Origin of the sequence: Fontibacillus panacisegetis, assembly GCF_900102215.1 — a bacterium.
Lineage (GTDB): Bacteria > Bacillota > Bacilli > Paenibacillales > Paenibacillaceae > Fontibacillus > Fontibacillus panacisegetis.
The window spans coordinates 1-14,220 of record NZ_FNBG01000005.1 but is presented as its reverse complement, the minus strand read 5'-3'; the positions used below and the strand labels follow the sequence as shown (position 1 = coordinate 14,220).

Annotated in this window: 19 protein-coding genes, 1 tRNA gene and 3 pseudogenes; 11 read left to right on the top strand and 12 right to left on the bottom strand. The window is 38.2% G+C overall.

The features are described from left to right. Position 1 precedes the first annotated feature (1 nt). Complete coding sequence (locus BLS49_RS06325) at positions 2-619, bottom strand: hypothetical protein (protein ID WP_091227653.1); 618 nt, start codon at positions 617-619, stop codon at positions 2-4. Continuing rightward, positions 609-857: a hypothetical protein gene (locus BLS49_RS06320; protein ID WP_091227651.1), complete on the bottom strand. Its 249-nt coding sequence runs from the start codon at positions 855-857 to the stop codon at positions 609-611. The genes BLS49_RS06325 and BLS49_RS06320 overlap by 11 nt, the downstream gene beginning before the upstream one ends. A 192-nt stretch (positions 858-1,049) precedes the next feature. Between BLS49_RS06320 and radC the strand changes: the two genes are divergently transcribed. From radC to BLS49_RS25495, 5 genes are all read left to right on the top strand, one after another. After that, on the top strand, positions 1,050-1,658 hold the full coding sequence (gene radC / locus BLS49_RS06315) for a RadC family protein (RefSeq protein WP_091227650.1): 609 nt from the start codon (positions 1,050-1,052) through the stop codon (positions 1,656-1,658). A 188-nt stretch (positions 1,659-1,846) separates the two neighbouring features. Then, positions 1,847-2,188, top strand: coding sequence for a helix-turn-helix domain-containing protein (locus BLS49_RS06310; protein WP_091227648.1), 342 nt, complete (start codon positions 1,847-1,849; stop codon positions 2,186-2,188). A gap of 60 nt (positions 2,189-2,248) precedes the next feature. Next, positions 2,249-2,818 carry a hypothetical protein gene (locus tag BLS49_RS06305; protein ID WP_091227646.1) on the top strand — a complete coding sequence of 190 codons (570 nt, stop codon included), beginning with the start codon at positions 2,249-2,251 and terminating at the stop codon, positions 2,816-2,818. A gap of 330 nt (positions 2,819-3,148) precedes the next feature. Then, a complete protein-coding gene (locus tag BLS49_RS06295; RefSeq protein WP_091227643.1) occupies positions 3,149-3,328 on the top strand; it encodes a hypothetical protein in 180 nt (59 codons plus the stop codon). Between the two features lie 30 nt (positions 3,329-3,358). After that, positions 3,359-3,484 (top strand): hypothetical protein, encoded by a 126-nt coding sequence (locus BLS49_RS25495; RefSeq protein WP_281243705.1) that lies wholly within the window; start codon positions 3,359-3,361, stop codon positions 3,482-3,484. 49 nt (positions 3,485-3,533) lie between these two features. On the opposite strand, the gene BLS49_RS06290 is transcribed toward BLS49_RS25495, so the two are convergent. Continuing rightward, complete coding sequence (locus BLS49_RS06290) at positions 3,534-4,562, bottom strand: hypothetical protein (protein WP_091227641.1); 1,029 nt, start codon at positions 4,560-4,562, stop codon at positions 3,534-3,536. Between the two features lie 146 nt (positions 4,563-4,708). Then, positions 4,709-5,773 (bottom strand): hypothetical protein, encoded by a 1,065-nt coding sequence (locus tag BLS49_RS06285; protein WP_091227639.1) that lies wholly within the window; start codon positions 5,771-5,773, stop codon positions 4,709-4,711. A gap of 351 nt (positions 5,774-6,124) precedes the next feature. On the opposite strand from BLS49_RS06285, the gene BLS49_RS06280 reads away from it, so the two are divergent. The 3 genes from BLS49_RS06280 (at position 6,125) to BLS49_RS06270 (ending at position 7,766) form a co-directional block, all read left to right on the top strand. Beyond that, positions 6,125-6,325, top strand: a complete 201-nt coding sequence (locus BLS49_RS06280; protein WP_091227637.1) for a helix-turn-helix domain-containing protein — start codon at positions 6,125-6,127, stop codon at positions 6,323-6,325. Between the two features lie 80 nt (positions 6,326-6,405). Next, positions 6,406-7,575: a tyrosine-type recombinase/integrase gene (locus BLS49_RS06275; protein WP_091227636.1), complete on the top strand. Its 1,170-nt coding sequence runs from the start codon at positions 6,406-6,408 to the stop codon at positions 7,573-7,575. Continuing rightward, positions 7,572-7,766: a hypothetical protein gene (locus tag BLS49_RS06270; protein ID WP_091227634.1), complete on the top strand. Its 195-nt coding sequence runs from the start codon at positions 7,572-7,574 to the stop codon at positions 7,764-7,766. The genes BLS49_RS06275 and BLS49_RS06270 overlap by 4 nt, the downstream gene beginning before the upstream one ends. Before the next feature lie 163 nt (positions 7,767-7,929). On the opposite strand, the gene BLS49_RS06265 is transcribed toward BLS49_RS06270, so the two are convergent. Beyond that, a tRNA-Leu gene (locus tag BLS49_RS06265) sits at positions 7,930-8,015 on the bottom strand. 209 nt (positions 8,016-8,224) lie between these two features. Here BLS49_RS06265 and BLS49_RS24755 point away from each other — a divergent pair. After that, positions 8,225-8,383, top strand: coding sequence for a hypothetical protein (locus BLS49_RS24755; protein ID WP_175471334.1), 159 nt, complete (start codon positions 8,225-8,227; stop codon positions 8,381-8,383). Positions 8,384-8,473: 90 nt separating this feature from the next. On the opposite strand, the gene BLS49_RS06260 is transcribed toward BLS49_RS24755, so the two are convergent. After that, positions 8,474-8,908, bottom strand: coding sequence for an ASCH domain-containing protein (locus tag BLS49_RS06260; protein WP_091227632.1), 435 nt, complete (start codon positions 8,906-8,908; stop codon positions 8,474-8,476). A 940-nt stretch (positions 8,909-9,848) separates the two neighbouring features. Continuing rightward, positions 9,849-10,435: pseudogene (locus BLS49_RS25735) on the bottom strand (LysE family translocator). 944 nt (positions 10,436-11,379) lie between these two features. Between BLS49_RS25735 and BLS49_RS06240 the strand changes: the two are divergent. Beyond that, a complete protein-coding gene (locus tag BLS49_RS06240; RefSeq protein WP_091227627.1) occupies positions 11,380-11,622 on the top strand; it encodes a hypothetical protein in 243 nt (80 codons plus the stop codon). 77 nt (positions 11,623-11,699) lie between these two features. Here the strand turns inward: BLS49_RS06240 and BLS49_RS24750 are convergent, their stop codons facing one another. The 5 genes and pseudogenes from BLS49_RS24750 to BLS49_RS25180 form a co-directional block, all read right to left on the bottom strand. Further along, a complete protein-coding gene (locus BLS49_RS24750) occupies positions 11,700-11,858 on the bottom strand; it encodes a hypothetical protein (RefSeq protein ID WP_175471333.1) in 159 nt (52 codons plus the stop codon). 272 nt (positions 11,859-12,130) lie between these two features. Continuing rightward, positions 12,131-12,352, bottom strand: a complete 222-nt coding sequence (locus BLS49_RS06235) for a phage holin (protein ID WP_091227625.1) — start codon at positions 12,350-12,352, stop codon at positions 12,131-12,133. A 227-nt stretch (positions 12,353-12,579) separates the two neighbouring features. Then, positions 12,580-12,963 (bottom strand): annotated as a pseudogene (locus BLS49_RS25585) (M15 family metallopeptidase); the annotation flags it as partial. A 91-nt stretch (positions 12,964-13,054) separates the two neighbouring features. Continuing rightward, positions 13,055-13,249 (bottom strand): hypothetical protein, encoded by a 195-nt coding sequence (locus BLS49_RS06225; protein ID WP_245742284.1) that lies wholly within the window; start codon positions 13,247-13,249, stop codon positions 13,055-13,057. Between the two features lie 135 nt (positions 13,250-13,384). Beyond that, positions 13,385-13,566 (bottom strand): annotated as a pseudogene (locus BLS49_RS25180) (IS200/IS605 family transposase); the annotation flags it as partial. 349 nt (positions 13,567-13,915) lie between these two features. Between BLS49_RS25180 and BLS49_RS06215 the strand changes: the two are divergent. Next, positions 13,916-14,220, top strand: a 305-nt coding sequence (locus tag BLS49_RS06215) for a transposase (RefSeq protein WP_175471332.1), incomplete at its 3' end; no start/stop codon positions are given.

The following is a 14,220-nucleotide window of genomic DNA, read 5'->3' as shown; positions in this document are numbered from 1 at the left end:
TTCAAACCACCTGCGGTTTCTCCAATATCTTACATTCCACAAAAGCATAACAAATTATTCTCATTAGTGCTTCATCAATTTCTTCAACAAATAAATTATCATTTCTAGTAATTCGACTTTCTAAGTCCCTCTTGACAAAATCTAAAATTCTATCCGCATTTAATCTGACAATGTCCATTTCAGGTTGTGTACTCGCTCTATTTTCAAGTAAAATCCCACCTTTGCATTCTCTGTAAAGAACAGAAACGCTTCTTAAAACCTTTCTTTTTATCCCTACATTGTTATTGTCAATTATATTAAATGCTTGCTCACAAATACTTCCATATAAGCTATATTCCCTAATTAACTCTTTATACTTTATGACATCATTGTATTTTATCTTTTCTTCAATGGTATAACTCATCAAGTCAATCGGATTCAATTTGTAAGACCGTTCCATGTCTTCATCATCAACATTTGCTAGTTCGGCTAACTTTTCAATTAAGGATGGAATTAAAGAAAAAGTACTGACGGTATTCTCTGGTTGTATGTATGTAATACCACCATACACATCCCCTGTCATAAGTCCGTTGTTTTCTCCTGTATTGGTAATTGTGAAATTGCGTTTTTTATCTATCACGCTTATCAATTCCTCCTGTGACAATACCAGCCATTATACCATTATTTTTCCCACTATTTTCAACATCAATTTTTCCACTATTTTTTATGTCGTGTTTTTGAAGATCAGAATTGATCTCGGTATTTTTGATTTGAGTTAATATTAGTCTCGCTTCATTTTTAGCTTTGATCGCAAATATTGTCGATATGATTGTTGCAATCATTGATGCGATACTGATAATCAACATAGTTATATCCATAGAGAATCCAGCTCCTTTTTCTACGTTCCTTTGATAAAAACTAGTTCAATAATACTAATAAACAGAAAGATCGACAAGAAAAAATTTACAATCGTATCTTTCCCAAGAGTATATTCATGGATTTTAAATCTATATTATAACTTTGCATTAACTATTTAATATATTATTAACCTAAGGAGAGGGAATGCTTGAATGTGTAGTGAGCAAAAAGAAGATATCATTAAGTTATTGGCTCAAATATTAAGAGATAAGCATGATAACGATGAAATTGGTAATTTACTAGATATTTTTCCAACTAGAGCAGAACTTATAAATGCATCTGAGCAACAATTAACATCTATAAAAGGTATTGGTAAAAAGAAAGCACTACAAATATACGCACTGATCCAATTAGCTAAATCTATCACCATCCAAGATCAAAAAAACTGTATTATTCGCACACCCCAAGATGTTTTTAAACTCCTCGAAGCAGAACTTTGTCATGAGCAAAAAGAACACTTCATCTGCCTCTTCCTCAATACCAAGAACCGCCTCATCTTCAAAGAAACCATCTCAATAGGCTCTCTGAACGCCGCAATCGTCCATCCCAGAGAAGTATTCCATGCAGCTATAAGACGCTGTAGCGCCTCGCTCATTTGTGCTCACAACCACCCGAGTGGAGACCCGGAGCCATCCATGGAGGACATTAATTTAACAAAACGGCTCATAGCCGCTGGGGAAATCATAGGAATAGAAGTCCTTGATCATGTAATCATCGGCGGCAATCGCTTCTACAGTTTGAAAGAGCATGGCCATTTCTAAAATTCACTAACAGCTTTTATTTGTTTGTCCCTCAGATAATGAGATGTAAAAAGACTCCTCTTAAATGCTTTTATCCACGGTTTAACCACACTCCGTATCAATTCTCTACTATAAGCATTGAAATCCACACTATATCCTGTTGAGCCTCCTACCAAAAAAATCTATCGTTTGATTAGGGGTGAAGGGAAATGAACAGCATCGAATCTATTGGGGAAAATATCAGGATTTTGCGATTGAAAAATGGTTTCAGTCAGGAGCAGCTTGCACTAAGTGCAGGGGTAAACACATCTTACATTGGGCAGATCGAACGTGGAGAAAAGAACCCTACGATCAAAATACTAGAACAAATCTCTGCTGCTCTGGAGATCACCTTAGTTGACTTATTGACTTTATATGATCCGAAGGGAGGTGTGAGAAGCGGTTGCCATCCGTCAGCTTTAACTATAACCCCTGAAACCATTAAGCAGTGTCTACTGGAAGTATTGATGGACAACACAAATATGATTATTGAAAACAAGAAAGAAACTTAAAGGGCTTTTAGTCATTTAGTTATTGAAAAATAGCATATCAACCATATTGGAGGCACTATAATGACGAACAGCGTTTCAGAGAAACATACATTTGTCCAAGAACTTATAGTCTTAGAGAATCCTATGAAGGGCTATAGAAAATGGTACTACAGCATAATTCCTGTATCATGCATTTCTTTTATGATAATCGGGGGTATGGGATTTGGTTTGTTTATTGGTTTTATTATTGGATGGGCTTTGGCCTATATGATTGTAAACGGAATAGCCGGAGTGAGATTATTGAAGTTAAACTTCGCAAATCATCCTATGTCGGCACTGATTACAAATGAACAGTTATACGAGCGATTGGGTACTTTCGCCCATCCTGATTTCACAGTTGAAAAAGGGATGGGACGTGTTCGCTTTGTATTTAAAAATAAGACTGTGCATACAATCTGGCTTGACGAGAAAAAGCAGACTTATTCTGTCATTTCAAAATTCAAGAAAAAGAGTATGATCACTAATCGGCATAATTCCGGTATCAAAGAATACATACATGCCTATAATGCCAACCCTATTATTCAAAATGCCGTTAATTCAGCAACTCTATCCTTCAAAAAACAAGAAGCTACTATTCTTCAAAAAGCCTAATTCAGATTGTATTGGAGGATATAGAGCCATGATTGAAATATACGTTTTTCTTTCTATACCGTTTGGTTGGAAATTCATAAGCAAGCTACAACGTAACATCACCGTATTTACGACAATTTCTAATTACATCGTTTACAAAATAATCTTGTCTGTATTTGTTGGTTGGGCGGTAACACCGTTTTACTTGATCGGATACCTCTTTAAGTTTGTTCGAATGTTTAATTCACCCTCAAAGACTAAGCAGCAAACAAAATAGAATCATCAATGCAACGGGGAGAGCAACGCTCTTCCCGTTTATTTTGCGTTAATCCCTGAGAGGAGGTGAGAATTATGGATAAAGTAATTGAAACTGCCGGGAAGACAGCGCTGACCGCAGCGGGCGCACTAATCGGAGGAGGAGCAGGAGCAGCACTTGGCACAGCAATATTCCCTGGTGCAGGAACAGCCATAGGTTATTTATTAGGTATTGGATACGGAACACTCAGCGGACTTAAATCTTGGAAACATTAATCAAAATAAAGTAATTGGAGGAATTAAACGATGAATGATTTTTGGGAACGTGTAGTAGAGTCTGCTGTAGATGCAGTGAACCAAACGATTGAAAACAATTTCGATGTGGTCGAAACTACACAAGATTTGAATGATAAGTATAGAGAAGAAGAATAACCAGAATTAGCTCATTTGAAGCCCGCGAATTAATTTGGCGGGCTTCATTTCATTCAAATCCCTCCTCAATTTTTGCGTAAAGATTTTCAATAAAGTTAATTTCCCAATCCTCAGGAATTAGCACAGGATTAATATTCAAATCCCTAAGTTTCTTAAGAAGCTTACCAAATTTATCTGCAGATTTCTTAGCATTGCCAGCATTATTATAAGCTTCTTTTGCTTTAGTGATTCCACCGCAATGTTCGATAAATTTAAGCAAAGAAATGAGTGTTCGACGCTTCTGAAAATTGCTTACCCTTTGATTTATTATTTGCTCTGCCCTTTTTAAGGTATGGTAATCACCTTTTCCAACGATCAGTTTGTAAAACTTTATGACTTCATTTTTCAATCTTTCTTGGCTTAATAATTCCTTCACAGTTTCTTTTCCATCTCGAACTTGTGTTTCAAATCGGAGTATTCCCTTTGTCATTGTAAAATCTCTGAATTTCTTGCTTGATTCCTTCTCTTTGATTAAAAGTGTCTCATAACGATTATACCAATTGACCGTTTTATTCTCTGACATCAAGTAACAGTTAGTAATGGAAGAGAAGTATGCCTTGGTTTTATGATTATTCCAGAAGTAATCTGGAATGAATCCCTTTTTAAATAAGGATAAATATTTGGGAATTAACTGTTCTGGTAGCTTTATATCCACAGCAGCTTCTATTCTTTTAGCTGTCCAATCAAAAAAATCGGGGACTTTCAAGGAGAGAATATCCTGTAATACATAATTAAAGACATTACGAACCCCTTCAAATTCAGATACTTTTGTTACGCAATAGTATCCATCTTTATCAATAGTAAGTTTGGGACGTAAACGCACCTCTATAGAATAGTGGCCCCAAGACGCAGCTCGCAGTCGAATTTCTTGAAAACCAAACTCAGAGAATGCATTTGTGATACGGGCATTTTTATCATACTTATCTTTACGGAGTTGGCCCGTATTGAAGTATTTTTTTAAGTATGTTTGCATTAATGTAAAGGCTTTATCATGTTCTCTCCTAGTCATTGCATATACCAGATACATCATATCCACCATGAATGAACAGCACCTCCAACACCCCCAAAGCCTACATGACAACATCTAGTTGGCGGAGGGGTATTATTATCTAAGTCAAGGTACTGTTACAAGAAAAATAAAAAAGCACATTTCAGCAGGCTATTGCTGTCATGTACTTCATTTATTTATTCTATAATATGTTGGTTCTCCTCTATAAACTCATGGAATCGCATTTTATCCAAAACAAAAGCCCTTTTGTTACCATTCCCAAATTTCTTGTCAGGTCGAAAATCGCCTTTAACATCCCCATCAATAAATAGTATGCCTTGTTTATACAGGAACGCGTAAATTTTAGAGTCAATTTTGAAATTCCGCCCTGCTCTCTTTACTTCGCTTGCTACATGTGACTTAACCAAACTGAATTTTATAGCCCATGTTGTTTCATTTTCCCATCCTATAAAGCCTTCTTGAAGCTTTGAGCTATTATCCATTTCAAGAAATTCAGATTTATGAATAAGCCCTTGAACAGCTTTTAAAAAGATAACCGCATTGAATTTCAGAGGATCAATCTCAATTGGCATATCTTCTGATTCCATCCATTTATAACCTCTAAAATCTTTTATATATCGCAAATAGCCCGAATCGTCTCTTCCATAAAAGTTATCTACCCAACCAATTTCATCATTGAATATAACTTTTGCATCATCGTCATCCAACAACCGAGTAGCAAGTCTAATAGCCCGTAATAAATAAGGGTATATATTCTCTCTGTAGAGAAAGAAATCATAATCAAGATAATTAGGGTCAATCCACTTTGAGTTAGCTAAGGTTTCATTCAATAAGTCCAGCTCGACACATTTATATAACTTCTTGTTGATCCGAGTGAAGACTTTAATACTTAAACCGATTTCTTTTAGCTTATCCTGTTGTAAATCATAAACACGAAGACGGTTTGTTGGTACAACGAAGAAGTTACAAAAAAATACACCTTGTGCTGTTCCTTTACCCTTCTTTACCTCCGACTTCGATTCATCAATATCCTCTATTTCATTTCTTGCTTGATTAATCCTTTTGCGTACTACTTTCATCATCTTGTAATCTTCAATAAGAAAATCCTCGCTCATTTCCGAGAAGATAGCATTCATTTCAGCCATATTCTCTTCAACTCTTCTGAATGCTTCTCGGTTCTTTTTTCGATTGATATAATGCACGTACTTCTCAGAGCAATAGATACCTACGTCATTAACCATAATGTCACCCTTTTGTCGTCGTGAGTAATAAATAATTTATCCTCTTACATTGAGATAATCAAATAAGATTTATGTTTGCAAGCATATTATCGTATACATTTTACAGCAATAACTGGAGCTCAAATTCTTTTGGGAATTCCGGGATACTTGGGATTTTTGGGAATCCGTATTTTCACTATAACTTGATATGTTTTTGAAGTCCATGACATACAGACAATAACCGAGAAAGGTGAAAAACAACAATAAAAGGCATGAACAAATAACATAAGGTACGGGATAACGATTTCAGAACCGTACTGTCGTAACAGACAAATATATATTATTACCACGAACAGGAGGTGATTAGCATTGATGCTGCAAGATTATCCAGAAGTTATTACTGTCGAAGAGCTCTTAGACATATTATTAATTGGCAGAAACTCTGCCTATAGACTACTGAAATCTGGCGAAATTAAGTCGATAAAAATTGGACATACGTACAGAATCCCCATACTAAGTGTTAAAGAATTTATTCTAAGCAAAGCAAGAATGGACTTATCTAAATACATGTAATCAAATAGCAGTTTCGCAGGCAGGGGCAATTACGCTCCTGTCTTTTTCATATCCAAATAAATCATTGGAGGTTGAAGCACATGAAAGGCAGTTTACTTAAACGCAATAAATACTGGTACATCATTGTTGAAATGAAGGACGAGTCCGGTAAGCGAAAGCCAAAGTGGATTAATACCAAGTGCGAGAAGAAATCAGATGCAGAAAAGTTTCTGCGAGAAACACTTACGAAGATAGACAACAACAGTTTCGTTATGCCACAGCCAAAACTCAAATTCACTGAATTTATGCTGAATTGGCTTAATAACGTTATTAAAAGCGAGGTCGAGGAAACGACTTGGGAAGGTTATGAGATGATCGTAACAAAGCATATCATCCCATACTTCATGAGTAAGAATGATATACTCCTACAAGAATTACAACCCATGCATCTGCAAAAATATTATGAGACAAAGTTTCAAGATGATCCATCGACTGGCAAAAAAGGATTATCCGCTAAAACATTAAGAAGACACCACGCTAATATCAGAAGTGCATTAAAATTCGCATTACGAATGAACTTGATCTTCTTTAATCCCGCTGATCGAATCGTACTTCCGAAGCAGGAGAAGTTCGATGCCAGCTACTACACTGTCGAACAGCTTGAAAAGCTATTTGAGGTTTGCTTGGGTACACCGATAGAATCGGCAGTATATCTCGCAGCTCATTATGGACTTCGACGTTCCGAGGTACTTGGATTAAAGTGGGATTGCATCAATTTCGAAGATAAGACTATATCAATTAGAGAAGTTCGTGTAAAGATCGGCAAAAAAGTTGTCATAAAAAAACCAAAAAGCGAGAGTAGCCAGCGCATTCTGCCTTTAATGGAAAAACTCGAAGATTACTTATTACATCTCAAAAAACAGAGAAAAAAATACAAACAGCAATACGGCAAAGATTACGTCGATAGCGGTCTTGTATGCTGCTGGCCTGATGGCAGTCCCATGAAGACAGAATACCTGAACCACAAATTTAAGGACATACTCGCAAAGAATGAATTGCCGCATATCAGATTCCACGATCTCAGGCACTCAACAGCCAGCTATTTGATTAAGCATGGAGTAAGCCTGAAAGAAATTCAGGTATGGCTTGGGCATTCAACCATTAGCATTACAGCCAATACCTATACACACATCGACATGGAGACTAAAAAAGATACAGCACAAAAGATCAACGATCTATTTTCCAAAAAGCCAAAGGAAGCGACTCAATGAAGCGCACAGTATGGAGAGCATTAGATGATGCAGCCATCCAATCTGAGCTGCTGAGCATTGCCATACTCCACGTAAAGCTTGCATTGGAGCATAGCAACAAGAATACTTTACCTTGTCGTAAAGAAGTCATTAGAGCAGAAATCCTGCGACTGAGAATGGAGCGTGACAGAATTCTCGAACGTAAAGCATGAGCTAGAACTATTCGTCGTGAAGTCGATTTAAGCATCATTCCGAGCGTACCGGAAACCTCGAATCCACACCAAAAAAGAGGCACCGTTAGCAAAATGTTAGCAAACCAGCTTAAAAACAAACAAGGGTTTCAGCTCATTAGAGCTGAAACCCTTGTTGTTCTAGTGCCGAGGACGGGGGTCGAACCCGTACGGTACTCACGTACCGCAGGATTTTAAGTCCTGTGCGTCTGCCTATTCCGCCACCCCGGCATATACAAAAAGTGCCTTTTACTTAACAAAATCTTCCCAAAATCATTTGTATTCAAACGATACTTTTGAAAAAATCCTGCGAAGTTGATTGTATCATATTTCTTCACAATCACGCAAGAGACAAATCATTTCGTATTGTATAATTTTAAATCACTATTTTGGCAAAGCTAAAATCAAACCAAACACTTCATCTACAGGAGGAGAGCAGCATGAATATTCTTACTGACAACTACAAGCTCGCTTCACTTAATAATGACGAGCAAGCAGTAACAGTGATTCAGGAAGCTGAAGCAACTATCAATCGAATTACGGGTAACAAAATTACGCTCATCGCGTATGAAAAAACGGAAAACAAAGGCTCAAAATAACTATGAAGCTGCATAATAGACATCTGTCTGTGAACGGATGTTTATTATGCTCATTTTTTTAGACAAAAGCCCTAAGATTCTTTCCGCGTTTCACTTGATTCCATTGCTGAAATTCCAAAGTCCCTGCATTCCCTTCACCATGATCGGTTCCTGAAGTCTATTCATATCGATTAATCTCCACGCATAGCGTCCAAGGCTATAATCACCAAACAAATACTCATGCCCGCTTACCACCGTATTGTCTTCTAATATTGCGTGATCTTCCTTATCGACTAAAACTTTATGACAATCCACCAACTGGCATATAGCCACAACAGCTCCGGTCGGCAAGTTATTTGCAGTATAACCGTGCTTCGCTAGAACAGATTTATAAGGCTCCTGCTGACAAATTTTTTTGTCTATTTTCTTACCAGCATGTATAGCAAGCGGTCCACGATGCTTAGTAGACCAACTACGTGTCTCCAATTGTTTCTCTTCAAGTGCTACCAATGTCGCGAAGGGTTGAATAATCGTGATGGCTTTCATGTTCCTGTTTCCTCCCCAAATGACTATAAATTAAACAATAAAAATGGATGATTAACTAACTGATCTATAATATAAACAAAGGCTTTTGCAACAGCATGGACAAATGAACAGTCAGGTTATTTCTCCAAGCATATAATGCGGTAAATCCAGTATAGAGGAGATGAGTTCAAATGGCTTTTTGTCCAACATGTCCGGAGCAAGAAATCGTCGACCCACCTCAAACGTTTTACGAAAACTATTACCATCCCCAAGTAGTTAATGTTATCCACCCTATCGAAATTATCAAACAACATCATTGTGTACCTGTGCCTAATCACATTTACAAATACTGTGTCAAAGATGTTATGTGTCATGTGTCGAGCGTTAAAAAACGTAAGAAAAGAAAATAATGATTAGCTTTCATCCCTATAAGTAGTAGGCACATGATGAACTGCTGCTTATAGGGAGCGAAGCATCTTCTACATATTCGAAATAAAAAAAATGCAAGGATTCGAAAGCACTTACCTATGTGGTATAATTTAACATGTACAACTGAACTTGGGTGGAAAAGTATTGCCTCCGGATTGGAGGTGATGCCTATGCAATTTTCGTTTCAAGAAGTGCTGATGCTAGGGATGTTTGTCCTTGCTCTGCTCACCTATCTGAACAAACGAAAATAACCCGCCCAGGTTAGCGCCAAGGTGCGGGTTATATCTCTGATCAATCTCTGGAGGTTTCCCATCCAAGTGTTGTACCGGGGAGGCTGTGGCGCAGCCTCCTTGCTTCTATTGTTATCTTAGCATATCGTACAATATACCTCAATCCGCACTAGCCGTAAAATTTGGTGGAGCTGGCGCTCATCTCTCACTTTCAACTGTAGTTCTAAACCTTTTGAACTACCTTCATAGCTTTTCCCGCCTCATGTCGGTTGAACCATGTCCAGTTTACTAGCTCTTCTATTTCAATGCCCTGTTCTTTGAACCTTAAAGATCATATTCAGTCCAAAGCCAATCAGGACAACTCCTGTTACCTTTTCAATAGCATTCTGAACTCTAGGAGACAATAACCATTTTCTAACGACACTAAGTAACAATACAATGGTAGTAAACCAAACTATAGAAAGCGCTGCATAGCACAATCCCATTAGTAAGAACTGTAGTTTTGGATCATAATCAGATACAACAAATTGCGGTAAAAATGTTAGGAAAAATATTGCCACTTTGGGATTCAAGGTATTTGAAACAAGTCCTTGAAAAAAGCTGATTTCTTTGTGTTCACTATATTTAGATCGTGATCGTCTTTTGTGGTTTGCTTTCCTCTCTTTATGAAGGATAGTGCTCCCATATATATTAGATAGATAGCACCTGCATACCTTATCACTTCAAATGCGAGTGCTGACTTCATCAAAATTAACGAAAGTCCTAGGGCGGCAGCGGTTGTGTGAATAAGCACTCCGCTTGTTATTCCTAAAGCAATTTTGATCCCATCCCTTTTTCCTCCAGTGAGTGTTCGCTTTGTTATTAAAGCAAAATCAATACCAGGAGACATGACAATAAAGATAAGTAAGACCGCAAACGTTAATATATCCTTCATGTGAATCCCCCTTAAAAATTTGGATACATCATATTAACGCGCTGTTACTTTTTTTTCAACCCTATTAATCTTCCTTCAGTAATTCAAAGTGATAATGCCAGGGTTGATGTTAATCCCAATAAGATTCAGGCATTTCATATTTGGTGGCTTCATAATCCCATACAAGATATTTGCAAACCTTCGTCATAGATTAAGTTTATTTTCCTCTGTAATTATAGCTATTTATATAAATTTAGTTGTTGTCTATTTTGATGCTTTGGTTAGCAAATTTGAAAGTCATTGTATGGGATTAACTCATGTTCCTGATCCAGTTTATTTCTATTAATCTACATATGTGAACTTCATTGATTATTAATGTCCACATATTTGCCTTTGTCTCCTTAGTACTTTGTCCAATAATCCAGGTTGCTAGATAGCTGCGTCTTAGGTTTTAAAGGCTGATCTCTTTCCCAGCCTTCCAAGATCACTATAGTTTGCAGATGAGGTCGATCCGGCCAAAATATATACTGCTGCTGGACGAGTTCATTTAAGGCCTTATCTATATCAGCGTACCTTCGCCCAGTCAGTCTTTCTAACTCTGGTTTAAAAGGCATCCTCCGTTTTTGAGTACTAAAATTATATAAGACCCTTAACAACTTCCTTTCCAAATCATTCAACATTTCATCACCTCAAATAATACGAACGTTTGTTTGTATTATACGCTGACGAATGTTTTATATGCAATAAGAAATAAAGACCACTAAGGATGTTATTTCAATGATCTTGTTAATAAAAAAGTAAAACCAGTGTACCAAATGTATAAGAAGGGTAGTTATCTTTTCCTAGTTTTGATAGACTAATGTTTACATCTTAAATAAGGTAGCAACATCCTTTTTAACAGAACAAAGGAGCGATATACATTGGACAGAGCTAAAGAATTTGAAAAAATGTTTTCAAAAAAAGGTTATGGTTTCTCAGATGGGGAAATGGTCTGGGAATGGATCGAGGAAGAAGTATTATTACAAGGATTGGATGGTAAATGCAAGGTTGTTGATAGTTTAAATGGTGTAACCATCTATTTAGAAGTAACTCGAACATATCAGAAAAATAACCAGCTTCATACCGATATCAAACTGATAGATATTGAAATGGTTCGATATTAATTACATTTACATAAACAACTATATTGACGACAAAAGACCACTAAGGTTATTTCTCGGTGGTCTTTTGCTCATTCTGCCTATTGCTTCGCCTTTTGGGTCGCTCCTTTAGAGGCTTTTGCATCTGCACCAGCTACAGCAGCGCCTGTTTCTGCCGCAAATTCTGCATCAGGATTTGGAACGCCTAATTTCTTTCTTACTTGCTTGGATTTATGCTTCGCATTATTCTGCTTGTTCATCACATACACCTCCTCATGTCGTGAGAATCGGTAATTCACTGGTTCTCAAGTAGTATTATGTGATGAGCAGCTTCACCCTATGCGTCGTTCATGCGAGCGGCATAGTGAATACAATCATCTTAGTGGTTAAATGGTGAAAAACAAAAATCCCATCGACCTTAGAGGTTAGTGGGATTTTTTTACCGATGCTATCGGATTGCACAAAGGTGCGTCCGTATATGTTATGGATATTTAAATCAATTTGGAACTATCTGTAAACAATATTCCCAAATTTAAAGATTGTATCCTGAACTATCTGGCTTTGTCGGATTAGAGATGATCCCAAGCGTAGCCAACAATCCAAGGAACACATTTACGATAGTAAGGATGTCCTCACGCATCAGGTCGGTGAGTGTAAATGCTCCGGTGGTACTGCCGATCAACTGCAGCAACAACAAAACCTGAGATACGATACTAATCCACAACGCATAGTTCCGCCATCTTTTCTTATTCATCGTTATTTAGTCTCCTTACGAGTTAGAATAATAGTATTAAGCCAAGTAAGTTCGGATACAGTCAGCGTTCCCTTCTCAGCTTTCTCAATCCATGATGTGTCCGTTATGACCTTCTGCTCCAGCAGTCCCTTAAGAGCTGCAACCAATATGGTTTTTTGAGATGTAGTCAGCTTCATTTTATCCTCATCCTCCTCGGTATCTGATTCCTTAACAACATCTAGCACCTTGTCAGTGCCATAGCCCTCGTAATTAAACTGCAAATGAGGTTTATCCACAAAAGTTTTCCAGTCGCCGCCCCACTCAAAGCCAAGCCGTTTCGCTTCAGATATGGCTTTCTTAATTGCAGCATTTCCGTACCCGTTATAGTCCGCAGATCCGGCAGCAGTCACGGGAACAAAGTCCAAAGCCTGCCCTACAAGGTGGTAACTTTTCAGTGTTTTACTCTTACCGTCAGCTAAGTATTTCTTTTGCGTCTCAATCGTCCGGATCGTCTCGTAAATGAGAATGTCAGCTCCGATCTTGATGCAATACTCATACCAAGCATAAGCAGCCTTGCGAGTGTTAGGAGCCAGTTTATCCAAGTTGGCTCTGTTACGTGTGTCGTACCTCAATTTAATCACCCCCTATCATTCTATTCTTCCAATCTATCGAGTCGCTTGTGCGCTTGTTTAGCAAATTCCTCGACTCGCGTCACACGTTCGGCTAGGCCGTCACTTTTTGCCCCTGCATCCGCACATCAACACGGAAATCATCAACACCTCGCTTGATGTATTCAACGTCTGCTCGACGCATAGCCTCACTAGTGGACTCTTGTACAATATCTTGTCGTACTGATCTGGCACGACTTGCCCACCCAAGAGCCATATCGCTTAAGGCTGCAAGCACACTACAGTCCATTCCATCCCATCACCCCAATTCAAATAACCCCCAGATCGGCTCCGAGGGCATGGTACTAGCAAGCCGCCTAAGAAGGCGCACTGAAAGTCTTCCAACCGCAAAGCTGTTCCGGGCCCAGCCCTTAAAGGGGCTTCTTTATTTACCCTTTCCTACCGACTCACCCGTTAACGGGTCGAACAGTTCTTTCATGGTGATTTGTTCGTAGTTCTTATCTTCTGTTAGTTAATTCCGAATGTATTCGGTGATGACTTTCCTGTTTCGTCCACTGTATCCACGAAATAGCCTCGACACCAAAACTGTCGATTCCCATAGCGATATTACGGTATTTACGGAATAAATAACGCATTTTGAAGAAAAAGCACTAATTATTGCGGAAGATAGAGTTAAAACTGCAAATCAATATATACTCTCGTTTTCAAGACCTTAATTTATTAACGTTCCTTTTTCCATGCTTATTCGCATTAATACGAGAACAGTCAAAACTTACCACAACTGTTGTTGTTCATAAAAAAAAGAGCCGCCACAATGACCACTCCTTTAACTCATATTGGCAAGCATGGATGGCGTAAAATAAGTTGTGTACCAAGATTTGGAGCCTAGTCAAGGCACAAAAAAGTAGGGTATTCTCGGGATTGTCAAAGTCCACCAAGAAAGGAACCCTACTCGATGACTATTATACCCGAAAATATGCTTAATAATCTATTTGAAAAACTTGTCACTGACTTCGTTAAGGACAATCTAGAATCGATCATGCGTGCTGAAATTGGGGCCTTCATGTCGAGCGAGGAAGCGGGTACACGTAATAGCCGCAACGGATACTACACTCGAAACCTGCACACGAAATACGGCAATCTGGAGGATCTAGAGGTTCCCCGTGACCGCCAAGGTCTGTTCCAGACGCAAGTCTTTGAGCCGTACCAAAGACGGGATGGATGGCTGGAGGAGGCGGTCATCCAGATGTACAAATCAGG

What these genes read in the sequence shown, in the direction of transcription:
- BLS49_RS06320 (WP_091227651.1), bottom strand. Translation starts at nt 857, where the DNA reads ATGGATATAACTATGTTGATTATCAGTATCGCATCAATGATTGCAACA.
- radC (WP_091227650.1), top strand. Translation starts at nt 1,050, where the DNA reads ATGTGTAGTGAGCAAAAAGAAGATATCATTAAGTTATTGGCTCAAATA.
- BLS49_RS06310 (WP_091227648.1), top strand. Translation starts at nt 1,847, where the DNA reads ATGAACAGCATCGAATCTATTGGGGAAAATATCAGGATTTTGCGATTG.
- BLS49_RS06305 (WP_091227646.1), top strand. Translation starts at nt 2,249, where the DNA reads ATGACGAACAGCGTTTCAGAGAAACATACATTTGTCCAAGAACTTATA.
- BLS49_RS06295 (WP_091227643.1), top strand. Translation starts at nt 3,149, where the DNA reads ATGGATAAAGTAATTGAAACTGCCGGGAAGACAGCGCTGACCGCAGCG.
- BLS49_RS25495 (WP_281243705.1), top strand. Translation starts at nt 3,359, where the DNA reads ATGAATGATTTTTGGGAACGTGTAGTAGAGTCTGCTGTAGATGCAGTG.
- BLS49_RS06290 (WP_091227641.1), bottom strand. Translation starts at nt 4,562, where the DNA reads ATGGTGGATATGATGTATCTGGTATATGCAATGACTAGGAGAGAACAT.
- BLS49_RS06285 (WP_091227639.1), bottom strand. Translation starts at nt 5,773, where the DNA reads ATGGTTAATGACGTAGGTATCTATTGCTCTGAGAAGTACGTGCATTAT.
- BLS49_RS06280 (WP_091227637.1), top strand. Translation starts at nt 6,125, where the DNA reads ATGCTGCAAGATTATCCAGAAGTTATTACTGTCGAAGAGCTCTTAGAC.
- BLS49_RS06275 (WP_091227636.1), top strand. Translation starts at nt 6,406, where the DNA reads ATGAAAGGCAGTTTACTTAAACGCAATAAATACTGGTACATCATTGTT.
- BLS49_RS06270 (WP_091227634.1), top strand. Translation starts at nt 7,572, where the DNA reads ATGAAGCGCACAGTATGGAGAGCATTAGATGATGCAGCCATCCAATCT.
- BLS49_RS24755 (WP_175471334.1), top strand. Translation starts at nt 8,225, where the DNA reads ATGAATATTCTTACTGACAACTACAAGCTCGCTTCACTTAATAATGAC.
- BLS49_RS06260 (WP_091227632.1), bottom strand. Translation starts at nt 8,908, where the DNA reads ATGAAAGCCATCACGATTATTCAACCCTTCGCGACATTGGTAGCACTT.
- BLS49_RS24750 (WP_175471333.1), bottom strand. Translation starts at nt 11,858, where the DNA reads ATGAACAAGCAGAATAATGCGAAGCATAAATCCAAGCAAGTAAGAAAG.
- BLS49_RS06235 (WP_091227625.1), bottom strand. Translation starts at nt 12,352, where the DNA reads ATGAATAAGAAAAGATGGCGGAACTATGCGTTGTGGATTAGTATCGTA.
- BLS49_RS06225 (WP_245742284.1), bottom strand. Translation starts at nt 13,249, where the DNA reads ATGGACTGTAGTGTGCTTGCAGCCTTAAGCGATATGGCTCTTGGGTGG.